This is a genomic window from Pseudaquabacterium inlustre, from assembly GCF_038066595.1.
In the GTDB taxonomy this organism is placed as follows: Bacteria; Pseudomonadota; Gammaproteobacteria; order Burkholderiales; family Burkholderiaceae_C; genus Pseudaquabacterium; species Pseudaquabacterium inlustre.
In genome coordinates this window covers 327,308-346,126 of the sequence record NZ_JBBUTH010000010.1, presented here as the reverse complement: position 1 = coordinate 346,126, position 18,819 = coordinate 327,308, and the positions used below count along the sequence as shown (strand labels likewise).

General features: G+C 72.5%; 12 protein-coding genes. 9 read left to right on the top strand and 3 right to left on the bottom strand.

Annotated elements, in window-relative coordinates; genetic code table 11:
• Window positions 1-104: 104 nt before the first annotated feature.
• Together AACH10_RS21905 and AACH10_RS21900 are read left to right on the top strand one after the other, a co-directional pair.
• Window positions 105-881 carry an IclR family transcriptional regulator domain-containing protein gene (locus AACH10_RS21905; protein WP_341412656.1) on the top strand — a complete coding sequence of 259 codons (777 nt, stop codon included), beginning with the start codon at window positions 105-107 and terminating at the stop codon, window positions 879-881.
• 246 nt (window positions 882-1,127) lie between these two features.
• Complete coding sequence (locus tag AACH10_RS21900) at window positions 1,128-2,243, top strand: porin (RefSeq protein ID WP_341412655.1); 1,116 nt, start codon at window positions 1,128-1,130, stop codon at window positions 2,241-2,243.
• Here AACH10_RS21900 and AACH10_RS21895 read toward each other — a convergent pair whose 3' ends face one another.
• Both AACH10_RS21895 and AACH10_RS21890 read right to left on the bottom strand, forming a co-directional pair.
• Window positions 2,244-3,560: a sensor histidine kinase gene (locus tag AACH10_RS21895; RefSeq protein WP_341412654.1), complete on the bottom strand. Its 1,317-nt coding sequence runs from the start codon at window positions 3,558-3,560 to the stop codon at window positions 2,244-2,246.
• Entirely contained in the window at window positions 3,557-4,210 is a 654-nt protein-coding gene (locus AACH10_RS21890) for a response regulator transcription factor (protein WP_341412653.1), read from the bottom strand. The genes AACH10_RS21895 and AACH10_RS21890 overlap by 4 nt, the downstream gene beginning before the upstream one ends.
• A gap of 227 nt (window positions 4,211-4,437) precedes the next feature.
• Here AACH10_RS21890 and AACH10_RS21885 point away from each other — a divergent pair, with 227 nt between their 5' ends.
• The 5 genes from AACH10_RS21885 (at window position 4,438) to AACH10_RS21865 (ending at window position 12,686) form a co-directional block, all read left to right on the top strand.
• Complete coding sequence (locus AACH10_RS21885) at window positions 4,438-5,643, top strand: efflux RND transporter periplasmic adaptor subunit (protein WP_341412651.1); 1,206 nt, start codon at window positions 4,438-4,440, stop codon at window positions 5,641-5,643.
• A 46-nt stretch (window positions 5,644-5,689) separates the two neighbouring features.
• Window positions 5,690-8,788 (top strand): efflux RND transporter permease subunit, encoded by a 3,099-nt coding sequence (locus AACH10_RS21880; protein WP_341412650.1) that lies wholly within the window; start codon window positions 5,690-5,692, stop codon window positions 8,786-8,788.
• Window positions 8,781-9,176 (top strand): DUF3240 family protein, encoded by a 396-nt coding sequence (locus tag AACH10_RS21875; RefSeq protein WP_341412649.1) that lies wholly within the window; start codon window positions 8,781-8,783, stop codon window positions 9,174-9,176. Before AACH10_RS21880 ends, AACH10_RS21875 begins: the two co-directional genes overlap by 8 nt.
• Complete coding sequence (locus AACH10_RS21870) at window positions 9,173-10,492, top strand: TolC family protein (RefSeq protein WP_341412647.1); 1,320 nt, start codon at window positions 9,173-9,175, stop codon at window positions 10,490-10,492. The genes AACH10_RS21875 and AACH10_RS21870 overlap by 4 nt, the downstream gene beginning before the upstream one ends.
• Before the next feature lie 76 nt (window positions 10,493-10,568).
• Window positions 10,569-12,686, top strand: coding sequence for an ATP-binding protein (locus AACH10_RS21865; protein ID WP_341412646.1), 2,118 nt, complete (start codon window positions 10,569-10,571; stop codon window positions 12,684-12,686).
• A 19-nt stretch (window positions 12,687-12,705) separates the two neighbouring features.
• Here the strand turns inward: AACH10_RS21865 and AACH10_RS21860 are convergent, their stop codons facing one another.
• Window positions 12,706-13,782, bottom strand: coding sequence for a LacI family DNA-binding transcriptional regulator (locus AACH10_RS21860; RefSeq protein WP_341412645.1), 1,077 nt, complete (start codon window positions 13,780-13,782; stop codon window positions 12,706-12,708).
• 256 nt (window positions 13,783-14,038) lie between these two features.
• On the opposite strand from AACH10_RS21860, the gene AACH10_RS21855 reads away from it, so the two are divergent.
• Both AACH10_RS21855 and AACH10_RS21850 read left to right on the top strand, forming a co-directional pair.
• Window positions 14,039-17,047: a TonB-dependent receptor gene (locus AACH10_RS21855; RefSeq protein ID WP_341412644.1), complete on the top strand. Its 3,009-nt coding sequence runs from the start codon at window positions 14,039-14,041 to the stop codon at window positions 17,045-17,047.
• A gap of 108 nt (window positions 17,048-17,155) precedes the next feature.
• Entirely contained in the window at window positions 17,156-18,781 is a 1,626-nt protein-coding gene (locus tag AACH10_RS21850; RefSeq protein WP_341412643.1) for a tryptophan halogenase family protein, read from the top strand.
• Window positions 18,782-18,819: the final 38 nt, after the last annotated feature.

Sequence of the window (18,819 nt, the reverse complement as noted above, 5' to 3'; positions counted from 1 at the left end):
TAGGCAGCCCTCACTGGCACCACAACAGGGCCCGCTGGGTTTTGCGCGATGATCGCGCGAGCTGTGCGATCATCGTGTCCAACACGGGTTTTCCACCCTGCGCCATGAGCACTCCCGAGCGTCCTCCCATCGACCGCAAGGACCTGATCGAAGGTCTCAGCAAGGGCCTGCGCGTCATCGAGGCCTTCGACGACGAGCATGTGCGCCTCACGCCCAGCGAGCTGGCGCCGCGCGCCGGCATCACCCGCACCGCGGCGCGCCGCTTCCTGCTGACCCTGGTGCACGACGGCTATGCCGACAGCGACGGCAAGCACTTCTGGCTCACGCCACGCGTGCTGCGCCTGGGCCAGAGCTACCTGCAGGCCGCGCGCATGCCGCGCCTGGTGCAGCCCTTCATCCAGCGCGCGTCGCTGCAGTCGGGCGAGACGGTCAACGTCAGCGTGCTCGATGGCCACGAGGTGGTCTACATCGCGCGCAGCAACCCGCCGCGCTTCGTCACCATCGGCTACCACGTGGGCGTGCGCGTGCCGGCGCACGTGGTCACGCCGGGCGTGGCCATCCTGTCCACCTTCGACGACGACGCCCTGGCGCAATGGGTGGCCGGGCACGGCTTCGGCAGCTTCACCGCGCACACCGTGGTCGATCCGCAGCGCTTCGTCGACAACGTGCACCAGGCACGCAGCCTGGGCTACTGGATCACCGACCAGCAGCTCGACCTGGGCTTGCGCGGCATCGCCATGCCGCTGAAGGACCGCAAGGGCGAGTGCAAGGGCGCCATCGGCACCACGGTGCAGTCGCAGTCCTACACGCCCGACGAGATGGTGGACAAGCTGCTGCCGCTGCTGCGCGAGGCGGCGCAGGCGCTGCGCGCCATCCTGTAGGTGCAGGCCGCGCAGCGGCGCGCCCCGCCAGCGCTGTCGCGCCCCGGCGACAGCGCGCACCGTGTTGGCGCACCGGGTTAACCCGCCAAGCGAACAACCATCGCGCAGGCTGCGCGATCAGCGCGCAAGCCATCGGCCGGCGGCTTGAGGCCGCCCGGGGCCGCGTTGTGCAATCCGCGCCGCCGGGCCCCGCACTGACGCGGGCCACGGCGCCTTTCCACCCCCGCACAACAACGGAGTCGAGACATGACCCCCACCCGCCACGCCCTGGGCGCCGCCTGCCTGGCCCTGTTCGCCACCACCACCTGGGCCCAGAGCTCGGTGACGATCTACGGCTCGCTCGACCAGTACTTCAACTACATGCACAGCAGCGGTGGCCGCACCATCAAGGGCACCGAGGAAGGCGCCAACCTGCGCAGCCGCCTGGGCTTTCGCGTCAGCGAAGACCTGGGTGACGGCCTGACCGCCCGCGTGGTGCTCGAGTCGGGCATCAACAGCAAGACCGGCACCAACGCCGACAGCACCCGCTTCTTCGACCGCCAGGCCTATGTGGCGCTGGGCTCGGCTCGCTGGGGCGAGGTGCGCCTGGGCCGCCAGAACGGCAGCATCTTCTTCAAGGGCGACTTCATCGACTACGGCTCGCGCACGCTGGGCTCGATGATCAACAACTTCGGCGTGCCCTCGCGCTTCGACAACGACCTGGCCTATGTCTCGCCGCGCATCAACGGCGTGCAGGTCGACGCCCATGTGGCGCTGGCCGAGAAGACCGACGGCATGCTGGCCCAGGCCGTCTACCAGGGCAGCATCGACTACGTGACCGGCCCCTACCGCGTGGGCTATGCCGGCCTGCGCGGCAAGGCCCCGTCGGGCGCGGCCCAGGGCGCCGATGTCTTCTACGACAACCTGTACGCCAACTACGACTACGGCAAGGGCAAGGTCTACCTGGCCTATGTGCGCAGCAACAACAGCACCAGCAGCGCCAACGGCAACAACGCCGCGTCCATCCTGGGCAACGTGGGTGGCGTGGTGGCCGGCACCAATGCCGACGTGAACCGCAGCTACGACATCTGGCAGATCTCGGCCGACTACAAGGTGAGCCCGCTGCTGCGCGTGGGTGCGCTGTGGGGCTGGATCCATGACAACTCGGGCAGCGGCCGCAACGCCAGCGGCGGCTCGCTGGGCGCGTACTACAGCCTGTCCAAGCAGACCACGCTGTTCGGCCTGGTGGACACGCTGCGCAACAGCGGCAATGCCGGCTTCCGCCCCAGCGGCTCGGCCGGCCTGACGCACAACTTCACCGCCGCCGACGTCAACGGCAAGACGATCAACGGCATCCAGACCGGCGTGCTGGTGCGCTTCTGATCAGCCCTGCGGCGCCGGGCCCAGCCACATCTCGGCGGTGAAACCGCGCGCCGCCGGCGGCAGCCGCAGCTGGCCGCCGTGCGCGCGCGCCACCAGGTCGGCCAGCATCAGGCCCAGGCCCATGGCCGAGGCATAGTCCTGCGCGGCCAGCGCCGCCTGCAACTCGGCCAGGCGCTGCGCCGGCACGCCGGGGCCGTCGTCGGCCAGCACGATGCGCTGGCCGTCGCCCTCGGCCAGCACCCGCACCTCCAGCGTGCGGGCGCCATGGCGGGCGGCGTTGTCCAGCAGGTTGGCCAGCGCGGCGGCCAGCAGGTCGGGGTCGCCACGCAAGGGCAATGGCCCCGCCGGCTGCAGGTGCAGCTGCAGGCCGTCGACCGGCAGGTTGGCCAGCAGCGCGGCCAGATCCACCGGCTGCCACTGCAGCTCGGCCCCGCTGCGGAACAGCGTCAGCAGCGCCCCCACCACCCGCGCCAGCCGGTCGGCCGACAGCCGCGCCAGCTGCAGTGCGGGCTGGATGGCCGGCGGCGCCTGCCGCTGCGCGGTGGCCAGCTGCACCACCAGGCCGGCCAGCGGCGTGCGCAACGCGTGCGCGGCATGCGCCGCCACCGCGCGCTCGTTGGCCACGTGCAGCGCCAGACGCTGCGCCAGCGACAGGATGGCCGCGCGCATCGGCACCAGCTCGGCCCGCGTCACCTGCGCCAGGTCCTGCCCGTCCTGCTGCGGGTGGAATCCCTCGACGGCGCGCGACAGCGCCACCAGCGGGCGCAGTTCCTCGCGCGCCAGCCGGCGCAGCCAGGCCGCGCACAGCAGGCCCACCGCCAGCGCGGCGCCCGCGGTCAGCGCCGAGGCCCCCCACAGCGCGCCATGCCGCTCGTCCAGGCGCTGGGCCACGAACAGCGTGCGCGCCGGCGAGTCGCCGCCCGCAGGCAGCGCCAGGCCGCAGACCCGCCAGTCGCCGGCGGCACTCCACAGCCCCACGCGCTGCGGCGGCCCGAAGGCCGCATCCGGTGCCTGGTGCGAGCGCAGCAGCACAGCGCCGCGCGCGTCGACGATCTGCCACACCAGGTGCTCGGCATGCGGCGGCGCCGGCAGGCTGGACGCATGGCCCAGGCGCAGCACGCCGGCCTGGCCGCTGAGCACGCCGTACATCACCTCGGCCGACTCGCGCAGCGCGTTGTCCAGCACCTCGTCGAGCGCATGGTGCACGGTGAACCACACCACGGCCGACACCCCCAGCGCCCAGGCCAGCGACACGCCGGCCAGCACCCGCACCAGCCGCTGGCGGATCGACGGCAGGCCCTGCGCCGGCGTGTTCACTTGGGCACCCGGTAGCCCATGCCGCGGATGGTCTCGATGAACTCGCGGCCCAGCTTGCGGCGGATGCTGGAGATGTGCACCTCCAGCGCATTGCTGGCCAGCTCGCCGTCCAGCCCCAGCACCAGGCTCTCGAGCTGCGGCTTGTCGACGATGCGTCCGGCACGCAGCGCCAGCGCCTCGGCCAGCGCCCATTCGCGCGCGGTCAGGTCGGCCGGAACGCCATGCAGCGTGGCGCTGCGCGCGGCCAGGTCCAGCACCACCGGCCCAAAGCGCAGCACCGGCTCGGCGCTGCCGGCGCTGCGCCGGCGCACGGCGCGGATGCGTGCGCTCAGCTCCTCGGGCGCGAAGGGCTTGACCAGGTAGTCGTCGGCGCCGCTGTCCAGGCCCTGGATGCGGTCGTCGAGCCGGTCGCGGGCGGTCAGCAGCAGCACCGGTGTGCGGTCGCCGGCACGGCGCCGGCCCCGCACCCAGTCCAGGCCCGAGCCGTCGGGCAGCTGCCAGTCGACCAGCAGCGCGTCATAGGGTTCGTGGCGCAGCGCCTCGGTCTCGGACACGCGGCGGCACCAGTCGACGGCATGGCCGTCGGCGATCAGGAAGTCGCGCAGGCCGGCGCCCAGGATGGCGTCGTCTTCGAGCAGCAGCAAACGCATGGGCAGGCGGTGGGTCGGCCGTCGGCGACGGCAGGGGTTGGCGGTCGGGTGGGGCGGTCGGCTGGTGAGGTCGGCTGGTGCGGCACCCCGGCACGCGTGCCAGCGCCACCGGCCGGCACGGTATCACCCGCAGCACCGCACCGGGTTCATCTGCGCTTCAGCTTGGGTGCGCAGACTGGCCATCCTCACGATGCGTCGCCTGCGCCCGCCCCCCAGCCAGCCACCCCATGCCTGACATTCGCCGCTCACTGTCTGCACTGCCCGTCCTGGCCGCCCTGGCCCTGCTGTGGGGCGGCCCGGCCGGGTCCGCCCCCGCCCCGGCCACCCCTGCGGCCTCGGCCCCCCAGCCCGCGGCCGCCGCGAGCGATCCCACGCTGTTCACACTGACGCCCGAGCAGCTGCGCGCGCTGCGCCTGGTCAGCCAGCCCCTGGCCGGACCGGCCACCGCCGCATCGGCCCCCGACGGCGCCGCCGCCAGTGGCCTGCGCAGCCGGCATCCCGGCCGCGTGGTGGTGCCCGAGTCGCGCCAGCGCGTGCTGGCCGCACCGGTGGCCGCCTTGGTCGAGCGCCTGCAAGTCGGCGTGGGCGACGAGGTGCGCGCCGGCCAGGTGCTGGCCACGCTGCGCAGCCCGGCCGCGCAGGACCTGCAGCGCGAGGCCCAGGCGGCGGCGATGCAGGCCGAACTGGCCCAGTCCACGCTGACGCGCGACCAGCGCCTGTTCGACGAGGGCCTGATCGCCGCTGCCCGGCTGGAGGCCACGCGCGCCCAGGCGCGCCAGGCCACGCTGCTGGCCGACGACCGCCGCCGCGCACTGGCCCAGGCCGGCGCCGCGGCCCAGGCCAATGGCGGCGTGGTCACGCTCACCTCGCCGATCAGCGGCACGGTGATCGAGCGCCAGGCCACCGTGGGCCAGCGCCTGGAGGCCGCCGCGCCGCTGCTGCGCATCGCCGCGCTCGACACGCTGTGGGTGGAACTGCAGGTGCCCGTGCGCGAGGCCGCCGCGCTGCGCGTGGGCGATGCAGTGCAGCTCGACGAGCCGGCGCTGCCGGCGCGCGTGATCGCCATCGCCCGCGCGGTGGACGCCGCCAGCCAGACCGTGATGGTGCGCGCCGCCGTGCAGGCCCCGGCCGCCGCCACCGCCGCGCTGCGCGTGGGCCAGGGTGTGCAAGCCGAACTGCTGCGGGCGCCCACGGCAGGCCTGGCCGTGCCGGCCGGCGCGGTGGTGCAGCACGGCGGCCGCGACTGGGTGTTTGCCGACCTGGGCGGCGGCCGCCTGCGCGCGCTGCCGGTGCAGGTGCTGCAGCGCAGCGGCCAGGGCGTGCTGGTGCGGCCGGCCGAGCCCACCCAGACACCGGGCTTGGTCGCCGACACCCGGCTGGTGGTGCAGGGCACCGCCAGCCTGAAGGCCCTGCTGGCCACCGCGCTGCCCTGAGCCGCCGCCTCCGTCCCACCCAACCCGTCCCGCACGCGCCACTGCCATGGGCTCACGCCTGATCGAGTTCTCGCTGCGCCAGCGTCTGCTGGTGCTGATCGTCGCCGCCTTGCTGACGGCCGGCGGCGTCTTCGCCTTCCTGGGCCTGCCGATCGACGCCTTCCCGGATGTCTCCACCACCCAGGTCAAGCTGGTGCTCAAGGCGCCGGGCATGACGCCCGAGGAGGTGGAGCAGCGCATCACCGTGCCGCTGGAGCAGGAGCTGCTGGGCATCCCGAAACAGAAGATGCTGCGCTCGACCAGCAAGTACGCGCTGGCCGACGTCACGCTCGACTTTGCCGACGGCACCGATGTGTACTGGGCGCGCCAACAGGTGGGCGAACGCCTGGCCGGGGTGCTGAAGGACCTGCCGCCCGGCACCAGCGGTGGCCTGGCGCCGATCACCACGCCGCTGGGCGAGATGTTCATGTTCACGATCGAGGGCCCGCAAAGCCTGGCCGAGCGCCGCCATGTGCTCGACTGGGTGCTGCGCCCGGCGCTGCGCACCCTGCCCGGCGTGGCCGACGTCAACAGCCTGGGCGGGCATGTGCGCAGCTTCGAGGTCGAGCCCGACCCGGCCGCGCTGCTGGCCCGCGGCGTCACGCTGGCGCAACTGGAGGCGGCGCTGGCCAGCGCCAACCGCAACGACGGCGCCGGCCGCCTGGCCGCCGGTGAAGAGGCGCTGATCGTGCGCGCCGAGGGCGCCATGCGCACGCTGGACGATGTGCGGGCCACGGTCGTGCGTGCGGCCGAGGGCGCCAGCCTGGGCGTGGTGCGCGTGGCAGATGTGGCCCAGGTGCGCCTGGGCGCGCTCACCCGCTACGGCGCGGTCACGCGCAATGGCCAGGGCGAGACGGTGGAAGGCCTGGTGCTGGGCCTGCGCGGCGCCAACGCCCGCGACGTGGTGGCCCAGGTCAAGCAGCGCCTGGCCACGCTGGCGCCCACGCTGCCGGCCGGCATGCGCGTCGAGACCTTCTACGACCGCAGCCGCCTGATCGACCGCGCCGTGGCCACCGTCGGCAAGGCGCTGGCCGAGGCCGTGGTGCTGGTGCTGCTGCTGCTGGCCGCCTTTCTGGGCAATCTGCGTGCGGCCGTGGTGGTGGCGGTGATGCTGCCGCTGTCGGCGCTGGGCACCTTCGTGCTGATGCGCTGGTTCGGCCTGAGCGCCAACCTGATGAGCCTGGGCGGCCTGGCGATCGCCATCGGCATGCTGGTGGACGGCGCGGTGGTGGTGGTGGAGAACGTCGAGACCGCACTCACCGGCCCGCAGGCCGCGCGTGCGCCCAAGCTGCACCTGGTGTACCGCGCCGCGCGCGAGGTGGCCGCGCCGGTGGCCTCGGGCATCGCCATCATCGTCATCGTGTTCCTGCCGCTGCTGAGCCTGGAGGGGCTGGAAGGCAAGCTGTTCGGCCCGGTGGCACTGACCATCGTCTTCGCGCTGAGTGTCTCGCTGCTGCTGTCGCTGACCGTGGTGCCGGTGCTGGCCTCGTGGCTGATGCGCACCGGCCCCGCGCACGAGCCCTGGCTGATGCGCCACGCCGGCCGCGGCTACGCCCGCCTGCTGGCCTGGGCGCTGGCCCATGAGCGCACGATGCTGGGCGCGGCCGGCACGGCCCTGCTGGGCGCGGCGCTGCTGCTGGGCACGGTGGGCAAGTCCTTCATGCCCACGCTCGACGAGGGCGACCTGATCCTGCAGCTGGAGAAGCTGCCGTCGATCGGCCTGGACGCCACCGTGGCGCTGGACCTGCGCGTGCAGCAGGCGGTGATGGCCCAGGTGCCCGAGGTGGCCGGCGTGGTGGCGCGCAGCGGCTCCGACGAGCTGGGCCTGGACCCGATGGGCCTGAATCAGACCGACAGCTTCCTGGTGCTGAAGGACCGCAGCCAGTGGCGCGTGCCCGACAAGGACTGGCTCACCGACCAGCTGCGCCAGGTGATGGAACAGTTCCCCGGCGTCGACCCGGCCTTCACGCAGCCGATCGACATGCGCGTGTCGGAGATGCTGACCGGCGTGCGCGGCGACGTGGCCATCAAGCTCTACGGCCCCGACCTGGCCCAGCTCGGCCGGCTGGCCGGGCAGATCGAGCAGCGCGTGGCCGCCATCGCCGGCGCCACCGACACGCTGATGCTGCGCAACGACGGCGTGCAGTACCTGCAGGTGTCGGTGGACCGCCTGGCCGCCGGCCGCCACGGCTTCAGCGCCGAGCAGATCCAGGCCGACCTGCGCCGCTGGGTCGAGGGCCAGACCGTGGGCGTGATCCAGGAGGGCGACCGCCGCACGCCGCTGATCATCCGCGGCAGCGCCGCGCTACGCACCTCGCCGGCCGACTTCGAGGCCCTGCGCCTGGTGCGCGCCGACGGCCAGTCGGTGCCGCTGCGCGAACTGGTGCAGATGCAGCGCGTGGACGGCCCGGTCAAGGTGGACCGTGAGCTGGCCCAGCGCTACGTGGTGGTGCAGACGAACGTGCGCGGCCGCGACCTGGTCGGCTTCGTCGACGAGGCCAAGGCCGCCGTGGCCGCCGAGGTGAAGCTGCCGGCCGGCTACAGCCTGGCCTGGGGCGGCCAGTTCGAGAACCAGCAGCGCGCCGCCGCCCGCCTGGCCCTGGTGGTGCCTGTGGCGCTGGCGCTGATCTTCTTCGTGCTGTTCTCCACCTTCGGCTCGGTGCGCCAGGCCCTGCTGGTGCTGGCCAATGTGCCGCTGGCGCTGATCGGCGGCGTGGTGGCGCTGGCCGCCGCGCGCCAGTACCTGTCGGTGCCGGCCTCGGTGGGCTTCATCGCGCTGCTGGGCATCGCGGTGCTCAACGGCGTGGTGATGGTGAGCTACTTCAACCAGTTGCTGGCGCAAGGCCAGACCATGGCGCGTGTGGTGGTGGAGGGCGCCCAGCGCCGCCTGCGCCCGGTGCTGATGACCGCCGCCATCACCGCCGGCGGCCTGGTGCCGCTGCTGTTCGCCACCGGGCCGGGCAGCGAGATCCAGAAGCCGCTGGCCATCGTGGTCATCGGTGGCCTGGCCTCGTCCACGCTGCTCACGCTGCTGCTGCTGCCCATCCTGTTCCGCCGCTTCGGCCTGGCCGATGCACAGCCCGCCCTGGAGGCCGCCGATGCCTGATGCCGACCTGCACCCGATGCCGTCCACCCCTTCCGACGAGACCCCCGTGGCCAGCCCGCTGGCCTGCCTGACCGTGCTGCTGCCCAGCGCCACCGAAGACCGCCTGGTCGACTGGCTGCTGGCCCGCGACGGTGCGCCGATCGAGTTCAGCGTGCATGCGGTGGCCGCGCGCGGCCCGCTGGTGCGCCTGGCGCCCGGCGACGAGCAGGTGCGTGGCCACGCCCAGCGCGTGGAGGTCAAGCTGATCGCCCCGCGCCCGGTCATCGACGGCCTGACCCGCGACATCGCCCGGCTGATGGCCGGCACCCCCGGCGGCTACTGGGTGATGCCGGTGGAGCACTTCGCCGCCTTCGACGCCGCCCCGGCCGCACCGGGAGCCCGCGCATGAGCCGTCGCCTGACCCCCCGTCGCCTGGCCGCCGCCCTGGCACTGGCGCTGCCAGCCCTGATGGCGCAGGCCACCCCCACGCCCGACGACGCCGACCTACCCGACACCGCACAGCTGGTCCAGGCCTTCCAGCGCACCCCCGCCTGGCAGGCCGCCACGCTGACCCGCCATGCCGAGCAGGCGGGCCTGCGCCAGGGTCTGGCCGGTCCGCAGGAATGGACCGCCAGCCTCAGCACCCAACGCTGGCGCCAGACCGATGGTGGCCAGCCGGCGCAGTGGCAGGAATGGGAGCTGGGCCTGGACCGCAGCCTGCGCCTGCCCGGCAAGCGCGCCGCGGCCGAGGCGCTGGGCCAGGCGCGCATCGCCAGCGCCGATGCCGCCCTGCAGCGGGGCTGGCGCGAGCACGCGCGCCAGTACCTCACGCTGTGGGGCGACTGGCAGCGCGAGCGTGCCGTGCAGCGCGAAGCCCAGGCGCTGGTGGCGCTGCTGCAGCGCCAGGCCCAGGCCGTGGCCACGCGCCAGCGCCTGGGCGATGCCGCCCGCATCGAGACCGCCCAGGCCCAGGCCGCGCTGGCCCAGGCCCAGGCCCAGGCCGAAGCGGCCGCCGCGCGCGCGGCGCAGCAGCGCCGGCGCCTGGACGCCCTGTACCCCGGCCTGCCCACGGTGGCCCAGGCCGCCCCGGACGGCGCGGCCAGCCAACCGGCGCCGCCGCCAGCGGCGGCCGATGCCGGCCTGGCGACCCTGGTCGATGCCCAGCTGGCCCATGACGCCGAACTGGCCCAGGCCCGCCGCGAGGCCGCCGCGCTGCGCGCCCTGGCCGCGCAGGAGCAGGCCGAGGCGCGTCCCGATCCCAGCGTGGGCGTGCGCATGGGCAGCAGCCGCGGCGGCAACGAACGCATGCTGGGTGTGGTGCTGAGCGTGCCGTTTGGCGGCCCGGCGCGCCAGGCCGGCGCCGAGGCGGCTGCCCTGCGCGCCAGCGCCGCCGAGCGTCAGGCCGATGAGCTGGCCCGCCAGCTGCAGGTCGAGGCCGCGCACCGCGTGCTGGCCCGCGACGCCGCCGCCGCCACCCACCAGCGCCAGCGCGAGGCCGCCCAGCGCCTGACCGACGTGGCCGACACCCTGGCGCGCGGCTTTGCGCTGGGCGAGGGCAGCCTGTCGGACCTGCTGGCCGCACGCCGCCTGGCGCACGAGCAGGCCCTGGCCGCCGCGCAGGCCGCGATCGACTGGCGCGTGGCCGGGCTGCGGCTGCAACTCGAATCGGGCCAGCTGTGGGCCTGGCCCGGCACCGGTGCGCCAACGCCCACGCCCGCACCCTGACCGCGGCATGACGCGGCGCACCCACACCGGGTGCGGTATGGGGTAGATTCGATCGCACTTGCACGAGAGGATCCCCATGCCAGCCAGCTATCGCCTTGGCGCCGCACCCGGTGGCATGGGCTACATCGCCGGCCACCAGTGGGCCCCGCGCCAGCTACAGCTGGGCCTTCTGGCCTTGAACCTGGTCTTCGCTGCAGTGTGTGCAGCCTGGATCCTGGGCTCCTACCGCAGCGACTTGCTGGAGGTGGAGGCCCAGGCTGTCAACACCGCACTGCTCACCGAGCAACATGCCAGCGCCCGGCTCGATGCCCTGGCCCTGGGCCTGACGGCCGCCGCACTGCAATTCGAGCGTCAGATCGCCCAGGGCGGCATCGACCCGGCCACGCTGTGGGCCATCGTCGATGAGCAGACAGCGCAGATGCCCGAGGCTCAGCGCCTGGGCGTGTTCGACAGCCGTGGCGTCCAGGTGTGCGGGCTGCCAGTCATGCGCTGCCTGCACCTGAACCTGGAGGACCGCGCCGACTTCCAGCAGCTGCGCGCACAGCCCGACGGCCAGGTGCGCCTGTTTGGCCCTCAGACCAGCCGCATCGACGGCCAGCCGGCGCTGATGCTCGGGCGGGCCTTGCGCCATCCGGGCGGCGGCTTTGCCGGCGCGGTGGTGATGGTGCTGCCACTCACTGGCCTGCGCCCGCTGGTGAACCTGCCCGACACCGGCAGCACCGGTGTGGTGAGCCTGCGCAGCCCTGACCTGCGCCTGCTGATGCGCCAGCCCGAGCTCACATCCGCAGCGCCCAATCCGGCACCCGGCGCGGTGTCCGATCAGATGCGGGCCGCCGTGGCCGCCGCGCCACGCGCCGGCGTGTACCGCGCCGTGGCGGTCAACGACGGCATCGAGCGCATCGTGGCCTACCGCCGGCTGGCCCGCTACCCGCTGTACGTGATGGTGGGCCAGGGCATCGACGAACGACTGGCCGGCTGGCGCCGCGACACATTGGCCGTGGCCAGCCTGCTGGCCCTGGTGGCGCTGGGCTCGTGGGCGCTGGCGCGCAGCGTGGGCCAGGGCTTTCGTCGCCAGGCCGAGGCGCAGAAACTCTATGACGAGGCACCGTGCGGCTACCACACGCTGGACGCGGCCGGCCGCTACCTCAGCATCAACGCCACCGAGCTGCGCTGGCTGGCCTGCGAACGTGGCGATGTGCTGGGCCAGCTGGGGCCGCGTGACTTCCTCGACGAGACCGGGCGCGCCACCTTTGCCGCCAACTTCCCCAGGCTCGTGGCCGGCCAGCCGCTGGACGGGCTGGAACTGGAGATCACCGGCCGCGACGGCGCGCGGCGTCAGGTGCTGGTGAGCGCACAGGCCGTGCACGACAAGACTGGCAGCTTTGTGTGCTCCAACTCGGTGATGCACGACGTGACCGCACTGCGCCAGGCCGAGGATCTGCGCGCCCAAGCCGGTACGCTGGCCGCGCAGAACGAGCAGTTGCGCGAGGTCAACCGGCTGAAGGACGAGTTCGTCTCGAACATGACCCACGAGCTGCGCACGCCGCTCAATGGCGTGCTGGGCCTGACCGGGCTGCTGGCCACGGGCCGCATTGAACCCGGATCGCCGCGCTACACCACCACGCTGGCGCGCATCGACGCCAGCGGCAGGCACCTGCTGGCACTGATCGACGCGGTGCTCGAGCACACCGTCGCCGAGAAAGGGCGCATGGTGTTCGCACCCGCGCCACTGGATCTGCCCGCATTGCTGGACGACGTGGTGGGCATGCTGGCCAGTGCTAGTGCCGAACGCCAGGTGCGCATCGAGTTGCAGACCGCCGAAGGCCCGCAGCACATCACCGCCGACGCCGTGCGGCTGCGGCAGATGGTGCTCAATCTGCTGGCCAACGCGGTGAAGTTCTCGCACCCGGGCGGCCTGGTACAGCTGCGCACCTGGCCGCTGTCGGACACGCAATGGGCGCTGAGCGTGCATGATCACGGCATCGGCATCGAGCCCGCCGACCTGCCGCGCCTGTTCCAGCGCTACGTGCAGCTGAGCAGCGGCCACAGCAAGAGCCACCCCGGAGCGGGTCTGGGCCTGTCGCTGGTGCGCCACATCGCCCGCGCCCAGGGCGGCGAGGTCACGGTGCGCAGCATGCCGGGCGAGGGCAGCACCTTCACGCTCACCCTGCCCCGGGTGCTGGGCCCGGGCTGAACGCCGGCCCGGCGGCGGTTCAGCCGGGCAGCGCGGCGCTGGACTCGCGCGCCACCATCTCGGGCGCCGACAGCTCGGCCGTCGGCTTGCGCCCGGCGATCAGGTCGAGCACGGCCTCGGCCGAACGCCGGCCCAGCTCCACCACCGGCTGGCGCACGCTGGACAGCGGCGGCAGCGTGTACTGCGAGGTGGCCACGTCGTCGAAGCCCACCAGCGAGATGTGCTGCGGCACCTGCAGGCCACGCCGGTGCAGCGCCAGCGCTGCGCCGTAGGCCATCTGGTCGTTGGCCGCGAACACCGCGCTGAAGGCGTGGCCGCTGTCGAGCAGGCGCTCCATCGCGCGCAGGCCGCCTTCCTCGATGTAGCCGCCATGCTCGCGCAGCGCCTCGTCCACCGGCACGCCGGCGCTGGCCATCGCATCACGCCAGCCCTGTTCACGCGCCACGGCGTCGGGGTGCTGCGGATCGCCGCCGATGAAGGCGATGCGGCGGTGGCCCAGCGCCAGCAGGTGCTCGGTGGCCAGGCGCGCGCCGCGCAGGTTGTCGAAGGCCAGCGAGAACAGGCCCGGCGCCTTGATCTGCCGCCCGGTCACCACCACCGGCAGCTGGCGCGCCAGCGCCTTCACCGCGCTGTCGCTGATGCGCCCGTCCAGCAGGATCAGGCCGTCGACGCGGCGCGCGCGCAGCATCTCGATGCAGCGCGCCTCGTCGGTGGTGGTCCAGTGGCCGCTGACGAACAGCGGGCTGTAGCCGGCCAGCTGCAGCACGTCCTCGATGCCGCGCAGCGCGCCGCCGTAGAACGGCGAGTCGATGACCTGCGTGACCACGCCGATGCTCAGCGTGCGCCCGCCCGCCAGGCCGCGCGCCACCGGGTTGGGCACGAAGCCCAGCGCCTCGATGGCATCGGCCACGGCCTGCTTCTTGGCCTCGGCCACGATGGCCGTGCCATTGATGATGCGCGACACGGTGCTGGGCGACACGCCCGCCCGTTCGGCCACCTGTTGCAGCGTGACCACGCCGGCCGGCGCGGTGGCCCGCGGTGCGCGGCCGGCCGTGGCGGCGCGGGGCGGGCGGGGAGCGTCGGGGTCTCGGGCCATGGACAGCGAAGGGTGTGGCAGCGGCGGTGGCGCGCAGTGTACGGGGCCGCACCACGGCGCCAGGACAGGACAAGCCCGGCATTTTGAACGCGCTTTCAAAAACACAGGGTGACTACTAGGTGGCAATTCGTGAAGCTGGCTTTACGCTCTTGCAAGCGCTTTCAAGCTGGTTGGCGCCCCAGCAGCAGACCCGGCATCGGTGGCCGCCCGACCTGACCGCCAACGCCGTTCGTCCACGAATCCCGGAGACAAGCCCATGACCCCTCACCGCCCCGCGTCCCGCGCCGGCGCCGGCCTGCCCGGCCGCTCGCCGGCCTTCCGAGTGACGCGCCTGGCCGCCGCCTGCGGCGCGCTGCTGGCCGGCGCCACCGCGGCCCAGGCCCAGCAGGCCGCCCCGGCCACCCCCACCGCCGACGCCGGCCAGCAGGTGGTCGTCACCGGCATCCGCCGCAGCGTGGAATCGGCGCTGAACCTCAAGCGCGAGTCGCATGGCATCGTCGACGGCATCGTGGCCGAGGACATCGGCCGCTTCCCCGACGCCAACCTGGCCGAGGCCATGCAGCGCATCAGCGGCGTGGCCATCGACCGCAACAGCTCGGGCGAGGGCTCCAAGGTCACCGTGCGCGGCGTGGGCCCCGATTTCAACCTGGTGCTGTTCAACGGCCGCCAGATGCCGGCCTCCACCATTGCCGGCACCGGCCCGTCGAACTCGCGCGCCTTCGACTTCGCCAACCTGGCGGCTGAATCGATCAGCGCGCTGGAGGTCTACAAGACCAGCCGCTCCAGCAACCCCACCGGCGGCATCGGCGCCACCATCAACGTCAAGACCACGCGCCCGCTGGACGATCCCGGCCTGAAGGCCACCGTCGGCATCAAGACGATGTTCGACGACTCGAACAACCGCCTGCCCAGCACCGTCAAGGGCGACTCGATGACGCCCGAGGTGTCGGGCCTGTACAGCAACACCTTCGCCGGCAACACGGTGGGCGTGGCCATTGCCGGCAGCTACCAGAAGCGCGACAGCGGCTACAACCAGGTCTCGGTCGGCAACGGCTGGCGCAGCTTCAAGGGCGACGAGAACAACTGGGGCACGATCCCGCAGCCCGGCACCGCCGGCAGCGAGCGCATCACCAACCGCCCGGGCGCCAACGACATCTACTCGGTGCCGCAGAACATCAACTACAGCACCACCGGCGTCCAGACCGAGCGCGTCAACGGCCAGCTGACGCTGCAGTACAAGCCCGCCGCCAACATCACCGGCACGCTGGACTACACGATGTCGGACTTCAGCGTGAAGTCCAAGCGCAACGACATCTCGGCCTGGTTCAACTTCGGCCCGTCCACCAGCACCTGGACCAACGGCCCGGTGGCCGCACCGCTGCTCTACACCGAGCATGTCAGCGGCTCCGACGTGGCCATGGGCGCGGCCCAGTTCGCCACCAAGACCGAGCTGCGCTCGCTCGGCTTCAACCTCGACTGGAAGGTGAATGACCGCCTGCGCTTCGGCGCCGACGTGCACCACTCCACCTCCACCACCCGCCCCGACAGCCCCTACGGCAGCGACGCGGTGCTGGGCAGCGCGGTGTTCAGCCGCGGCGACACCACGGTCGACTTCTCCAAGGACTTCCCGGTGCTGATGCTGAAGAACACCAGCATCCCGGCCTCGGGCCAGCTGGTCACCGGCTCGTCCTTCCGCAACAGCTACATGAAGGCCGAGGTCGACCAGCTGCAGCTCAACGGCAAGTACAAGTTCGCTGACGCGTCCAAGCTCGACTTCGGCCTGAGCCTGACCACCGCCAAGAACCGCACCGCCTACGGCAACATCGACCGTGGCACCTGGGGCGGCACCGGCACGCCGGCCGACTACCCCGACAGCGCCTTCCAGGCCGACACGCTGGCGAAGTACTTCACGCGCATCTCGGGCAGCAACGACCCGCGCCTGTTCAACCAGTGGAACGTGTGGGACTTCAAGACCATCCGCGACATCGCCGCCAAGGTGGTGGGTGACGAGTCGCAGTTCCTGATGCCCAGCAGCTACAGCACCGACCGCCGCACCAAGGAAGAGTCGCAGAGCCTGTACCTGCAGTACGGCCGCGAGTTCAACGTGGGTGGCCAGGCCATCGCGATGAACGCCGGCCTGCGCTACGAGAGCACCAAGGTCACGTCGTCGGCCATGGTGCCCATCGCCACCGGCATCACCTGGGGCTCGAACAACGAGCTGTCGGTGGTCTACGGCGCCTCGGGCTTCACCACGCTGACCGGCAAGTACAGCCACCTGCTGCCCAGCATCGACTTCGACACCGACCTGACCGACAACCTGAAGCTGCGCCTGAGCTACGGCGAGAGCATCGGCCGTCCCGGCTGGGGCGACATCCAGGGCGGCCAGACGCTGGACGGTCTGGTGCGCGTGAACGGCGGCACCGGCTCGCAGGGCAACCCCAACCTCAAGCCGCTCAAGAGCAAGAACTCCGACGTCTCGCTGGAGTACTACTACGCCAAGAGCAGCTACGTGGCGCTGGGTCTGTTCGAGAAGCAGATCGACAACTACATCGGCACCACGCAGGTCAAGGGCACGCCGTTCAACCTGCCCACGCCGATCGGCGGCGCGATGTACACCGAGGCCGTGGCCAAGGGTTGCGTCACCAGCGACAACACCTGCATCCGCAACTACATCCTCAACACCTTCAACGGCAAGAACGGCGTCGTGAAGACCGGCACCGACAGCACCGGCAACGCCACCGGCACCATCCCGGGCGTGGCGGGCGACCCGATCACGGTGTTCAACATCACCGTGCCGGCCAACCAGCGCTCGGCGGGCCTGCGCGGTCTGGAGCTGAACCTGCAGCACCGCTTCGGCAACACCGGCTTCGGTCTGGGTGCCAACTACACCATGGTGATGTCGGGCCTGAAGTACAACGACGCCAGCCTGGGCGAGCAGTTCGCACTGGAAGGCCTGGGCAACTCGGCCAACGTGGTGGGCTTCTGGGAGAACGACCAGTGGCATGTGCGCGCCGCCTACAACTGGCGCGGCAAGTTCCTGTCGGGCCGCTTCGACGGCGCGGGCGCCAACCCGGTCTACACCGCGCCCTACGGCCAGCTCGACATGAACCTGGGCTACAAGTACAACAAGAACCTGTCGTTCCAGCTGGAGTTGCGCAACCTCACCGACGGCGTGATCCGCCTGTACAGCCGCAACGAGCACCAGCTCGAGTACGCCACGCAGACCGGCCGCCGCATCGTGGCCGCCGCGCGCTACACCTACTGACGCAGGCGTCTTGAACCGGCACCGCACGGCGGTGCCACCCCGAAACCGGCGGCCCGGGTCATGCCCTGGCCGCCGGCCCGTTTACAGTGGCTGCATGACGGTTCTCCGATGGGCTCGACCGTGAACGACGCGATCCGCCACGTGGTGGTGCTGGGCGGTGGCTCGGCCGGCTGGCTGGTGGCCGGCCTGATCGCCGCCGAGCACCGTGCGGCCGACGCCGACGGCCTGCGCGTCACGCTGGTCGAATCCAGCGAACTGCCGCCCATCGGCGTGGGCGAGGGCACCTGGCCGACGATGCGCGACACGCTGCGCCGCATCGGCCTGCCCGAGGACACGCTGGTGCGCGACTGCGACGCGTCGTTCAAGCAGGGCTCGCGCTTCGATGGCTGGGTGGACGGCACGCCCGGTGACATCTACCACCACCCCTTCTCGCTGCCGCAGGGCCATGGCGATGTCGACCTGGTGGGGTGCTGGCTGGCGCGCCATGCCGACATGCCCTTCGCCCACCGGGTGAGCCACCAGCCCGCCCTGTGCGATGCCGGCCGCGCGCCCAAGCAGGCGGCCACGCCCGAGTACGCGGCGGTGGCCAACTACGGCTACCACTTCGATGCCGGCAAGTTCGGCCTGGCGCTGCGCGCCCATGCCGTGCAGCGCCTGGGCGTGCACCACATCGTCGACGAGGTGCTGTCGGTGCGCTGCCACACCGAAGGCGCACCCGTTGGCAAGGTGGCAGGCGACATCGCTGCCCTGGTCACGCGCGGCGCGGGCGATGGCTCGGGCGAGGTGCGCGGCGACCTGTTCATCGACTGTTCGGGCCTGGCCGCGCGCCTGATCGGCCAGCACTACGGCGTGCCGCTGCGCAGCGCGCGCGACGTGCTGTTCAATGACCGCGCGCTGGCGCTGCAGGTGCCCTATGCGCAGCCCGAGGCGCCGATTGCGTCGCAGACCATCGCCACCGCCCGCCCGCATGGCTGGATCTGGGACATCGGCCTGCCCACGCGCCGCGGCGTGGGCCATGTCTACAGCAGCACGCATGCCCGCGACGAGCAGGCCGCCGAGGCCCTGCTGGACCATGTGCGCGCCACCGCCGGCCCGGCCGTGGCCCAGGGCCTGGCGCCCCGCGCCATCCGCTTCGAGCCCGGCCACCGCGCACGCTTCTGGCAGCACAACTGCGTGGCCGTGGGCCTGTCCTCGGGCTTCATCGAGCCGCTGGAGGCCTCGGCGCTGGCCCTGGTGGAACTGTCGGCCACGATGATCTGCGACGAGATGCCGGCCACGCGCGGCGACATGGACATCGTGGCTCGCCGCTTCAACGAGCGCTTCGAGCACCGCTGGCAGCGCGTGATCGAGTTCCTGAAGCTGCACTATGTGCTCAGCCGCCGCGACGACGCCGCCGGCAGCCGCTACTGGGCCGATCACCGCGACACCGCCACCTGGCCCGAGCGCCTGCGCGAGCAACTGCAGCTGTGGCGCAGCCGCCCGCCGTACCGCCACGACTTCGAGCGCGTGGAAGAGGTGTTTCCGTCGGCCAGCTGGCAGTACGTGCTGTACGGCATGGGCTTCCGGCCAGACGCCGCCAGGCCCACCCGCCGTCCCGAGCCGCCGGCGCTGGCCGAGGCCCGCTTTGCCGAGGCCGCGCAACTGGCCCGCCGCATGCTGGCCGGCCTGCCCGACAACCGCACGCTGATCGCCCACATCCGCCAGCACGGCCTGCAGGCCTTGCGCGCGGCCTGATCGCCGCGCCTTCGCCCTCCCTGAACGACTGATCGCCC

Excerpts from the sequence above, each read along its gene's own strand:
- AACH10_RS21860 (WP_341412645.1), bottom strand. The coding sequence starts at position 13,782 with ATGGCCCGAGACCCCGACGCTCCCCGCCCGCCCCGCGCCGCCACGGCC.
- AACH10_RS21865 (WP_341412646.1), top strand. The coding sequence starts at position 10,569 with ATGCCAGCCAGCTATCGCCTTGGCGCCGCACCCGGTGGCATGGGCTAC.
- AACH10_RS21880 (WP_341412650.1), top strand. The coding sequence starts at position 5,690 with ATGGGCTCACGCCTGATCGAGTTCTCGCTGCGCCAGCGTCTGCTGGTG.
- AACH10_RS21905 (WP_341412656.1), top strand. The coding sequence starts at position 105 with ATGAGCACTCCCGAGCGTCCTCCCATCGACCGCAAGGACCTGATCGAA.
- AACH10_RS21890 (WP_341412653.1), bottom strand. The coding sequence starts at position 4,210 with ATGCGTTTGCTGCTGCTCGAAGACGACGCCATCCTGGGCGCCGGCCTG.
- AACH10_RS21875 (WP_341412649.1), top strand. The coding sequence starts at position 8,781 with ATGCCTGATGCCGACCTGCACCCGATGCCGTCCACCCCTTCCGACGAG.
- AACH10_RS21850 (WP_341412643.1), top strand. The coding sequence starts at position 17,156 with ATGGGCTCGACCGTGAACGACGCGATCCGCCACGTGGTGGTGCTGGGC.
- AACH10_RS21855 (WP_341412644.1), top strand. The coding sequence starts at position 14,039 with ATGACCCCTCACCGCCCCGCGTCCCGCGCCGGCGCCGGCCTGCCCGGC.
- AACH10_RS21885 (WP_341412651.1), top strand. The coding sequence starts at position 4,438 with ATGCCTGACATTCGCCGCTCACTGTCTGCACTGCCCGTCCTGGCCGCC.
- AACH10_RS21900 (WP_341412655.1), top strand. The coding sequence starts at position 1,128 with ATGACCCCCACCCGCCACGCCCTGGGCGCCGCCTGCCTGGCCCTGTTC.
- AACH10_RS21870 (WP_341412647.1), top strand. The coding sequence starts at position 9,173 with ATGAGCCGTCGCCTGACCCCCCGTCGCCTGGCCGCCGCCCTGGCACTG.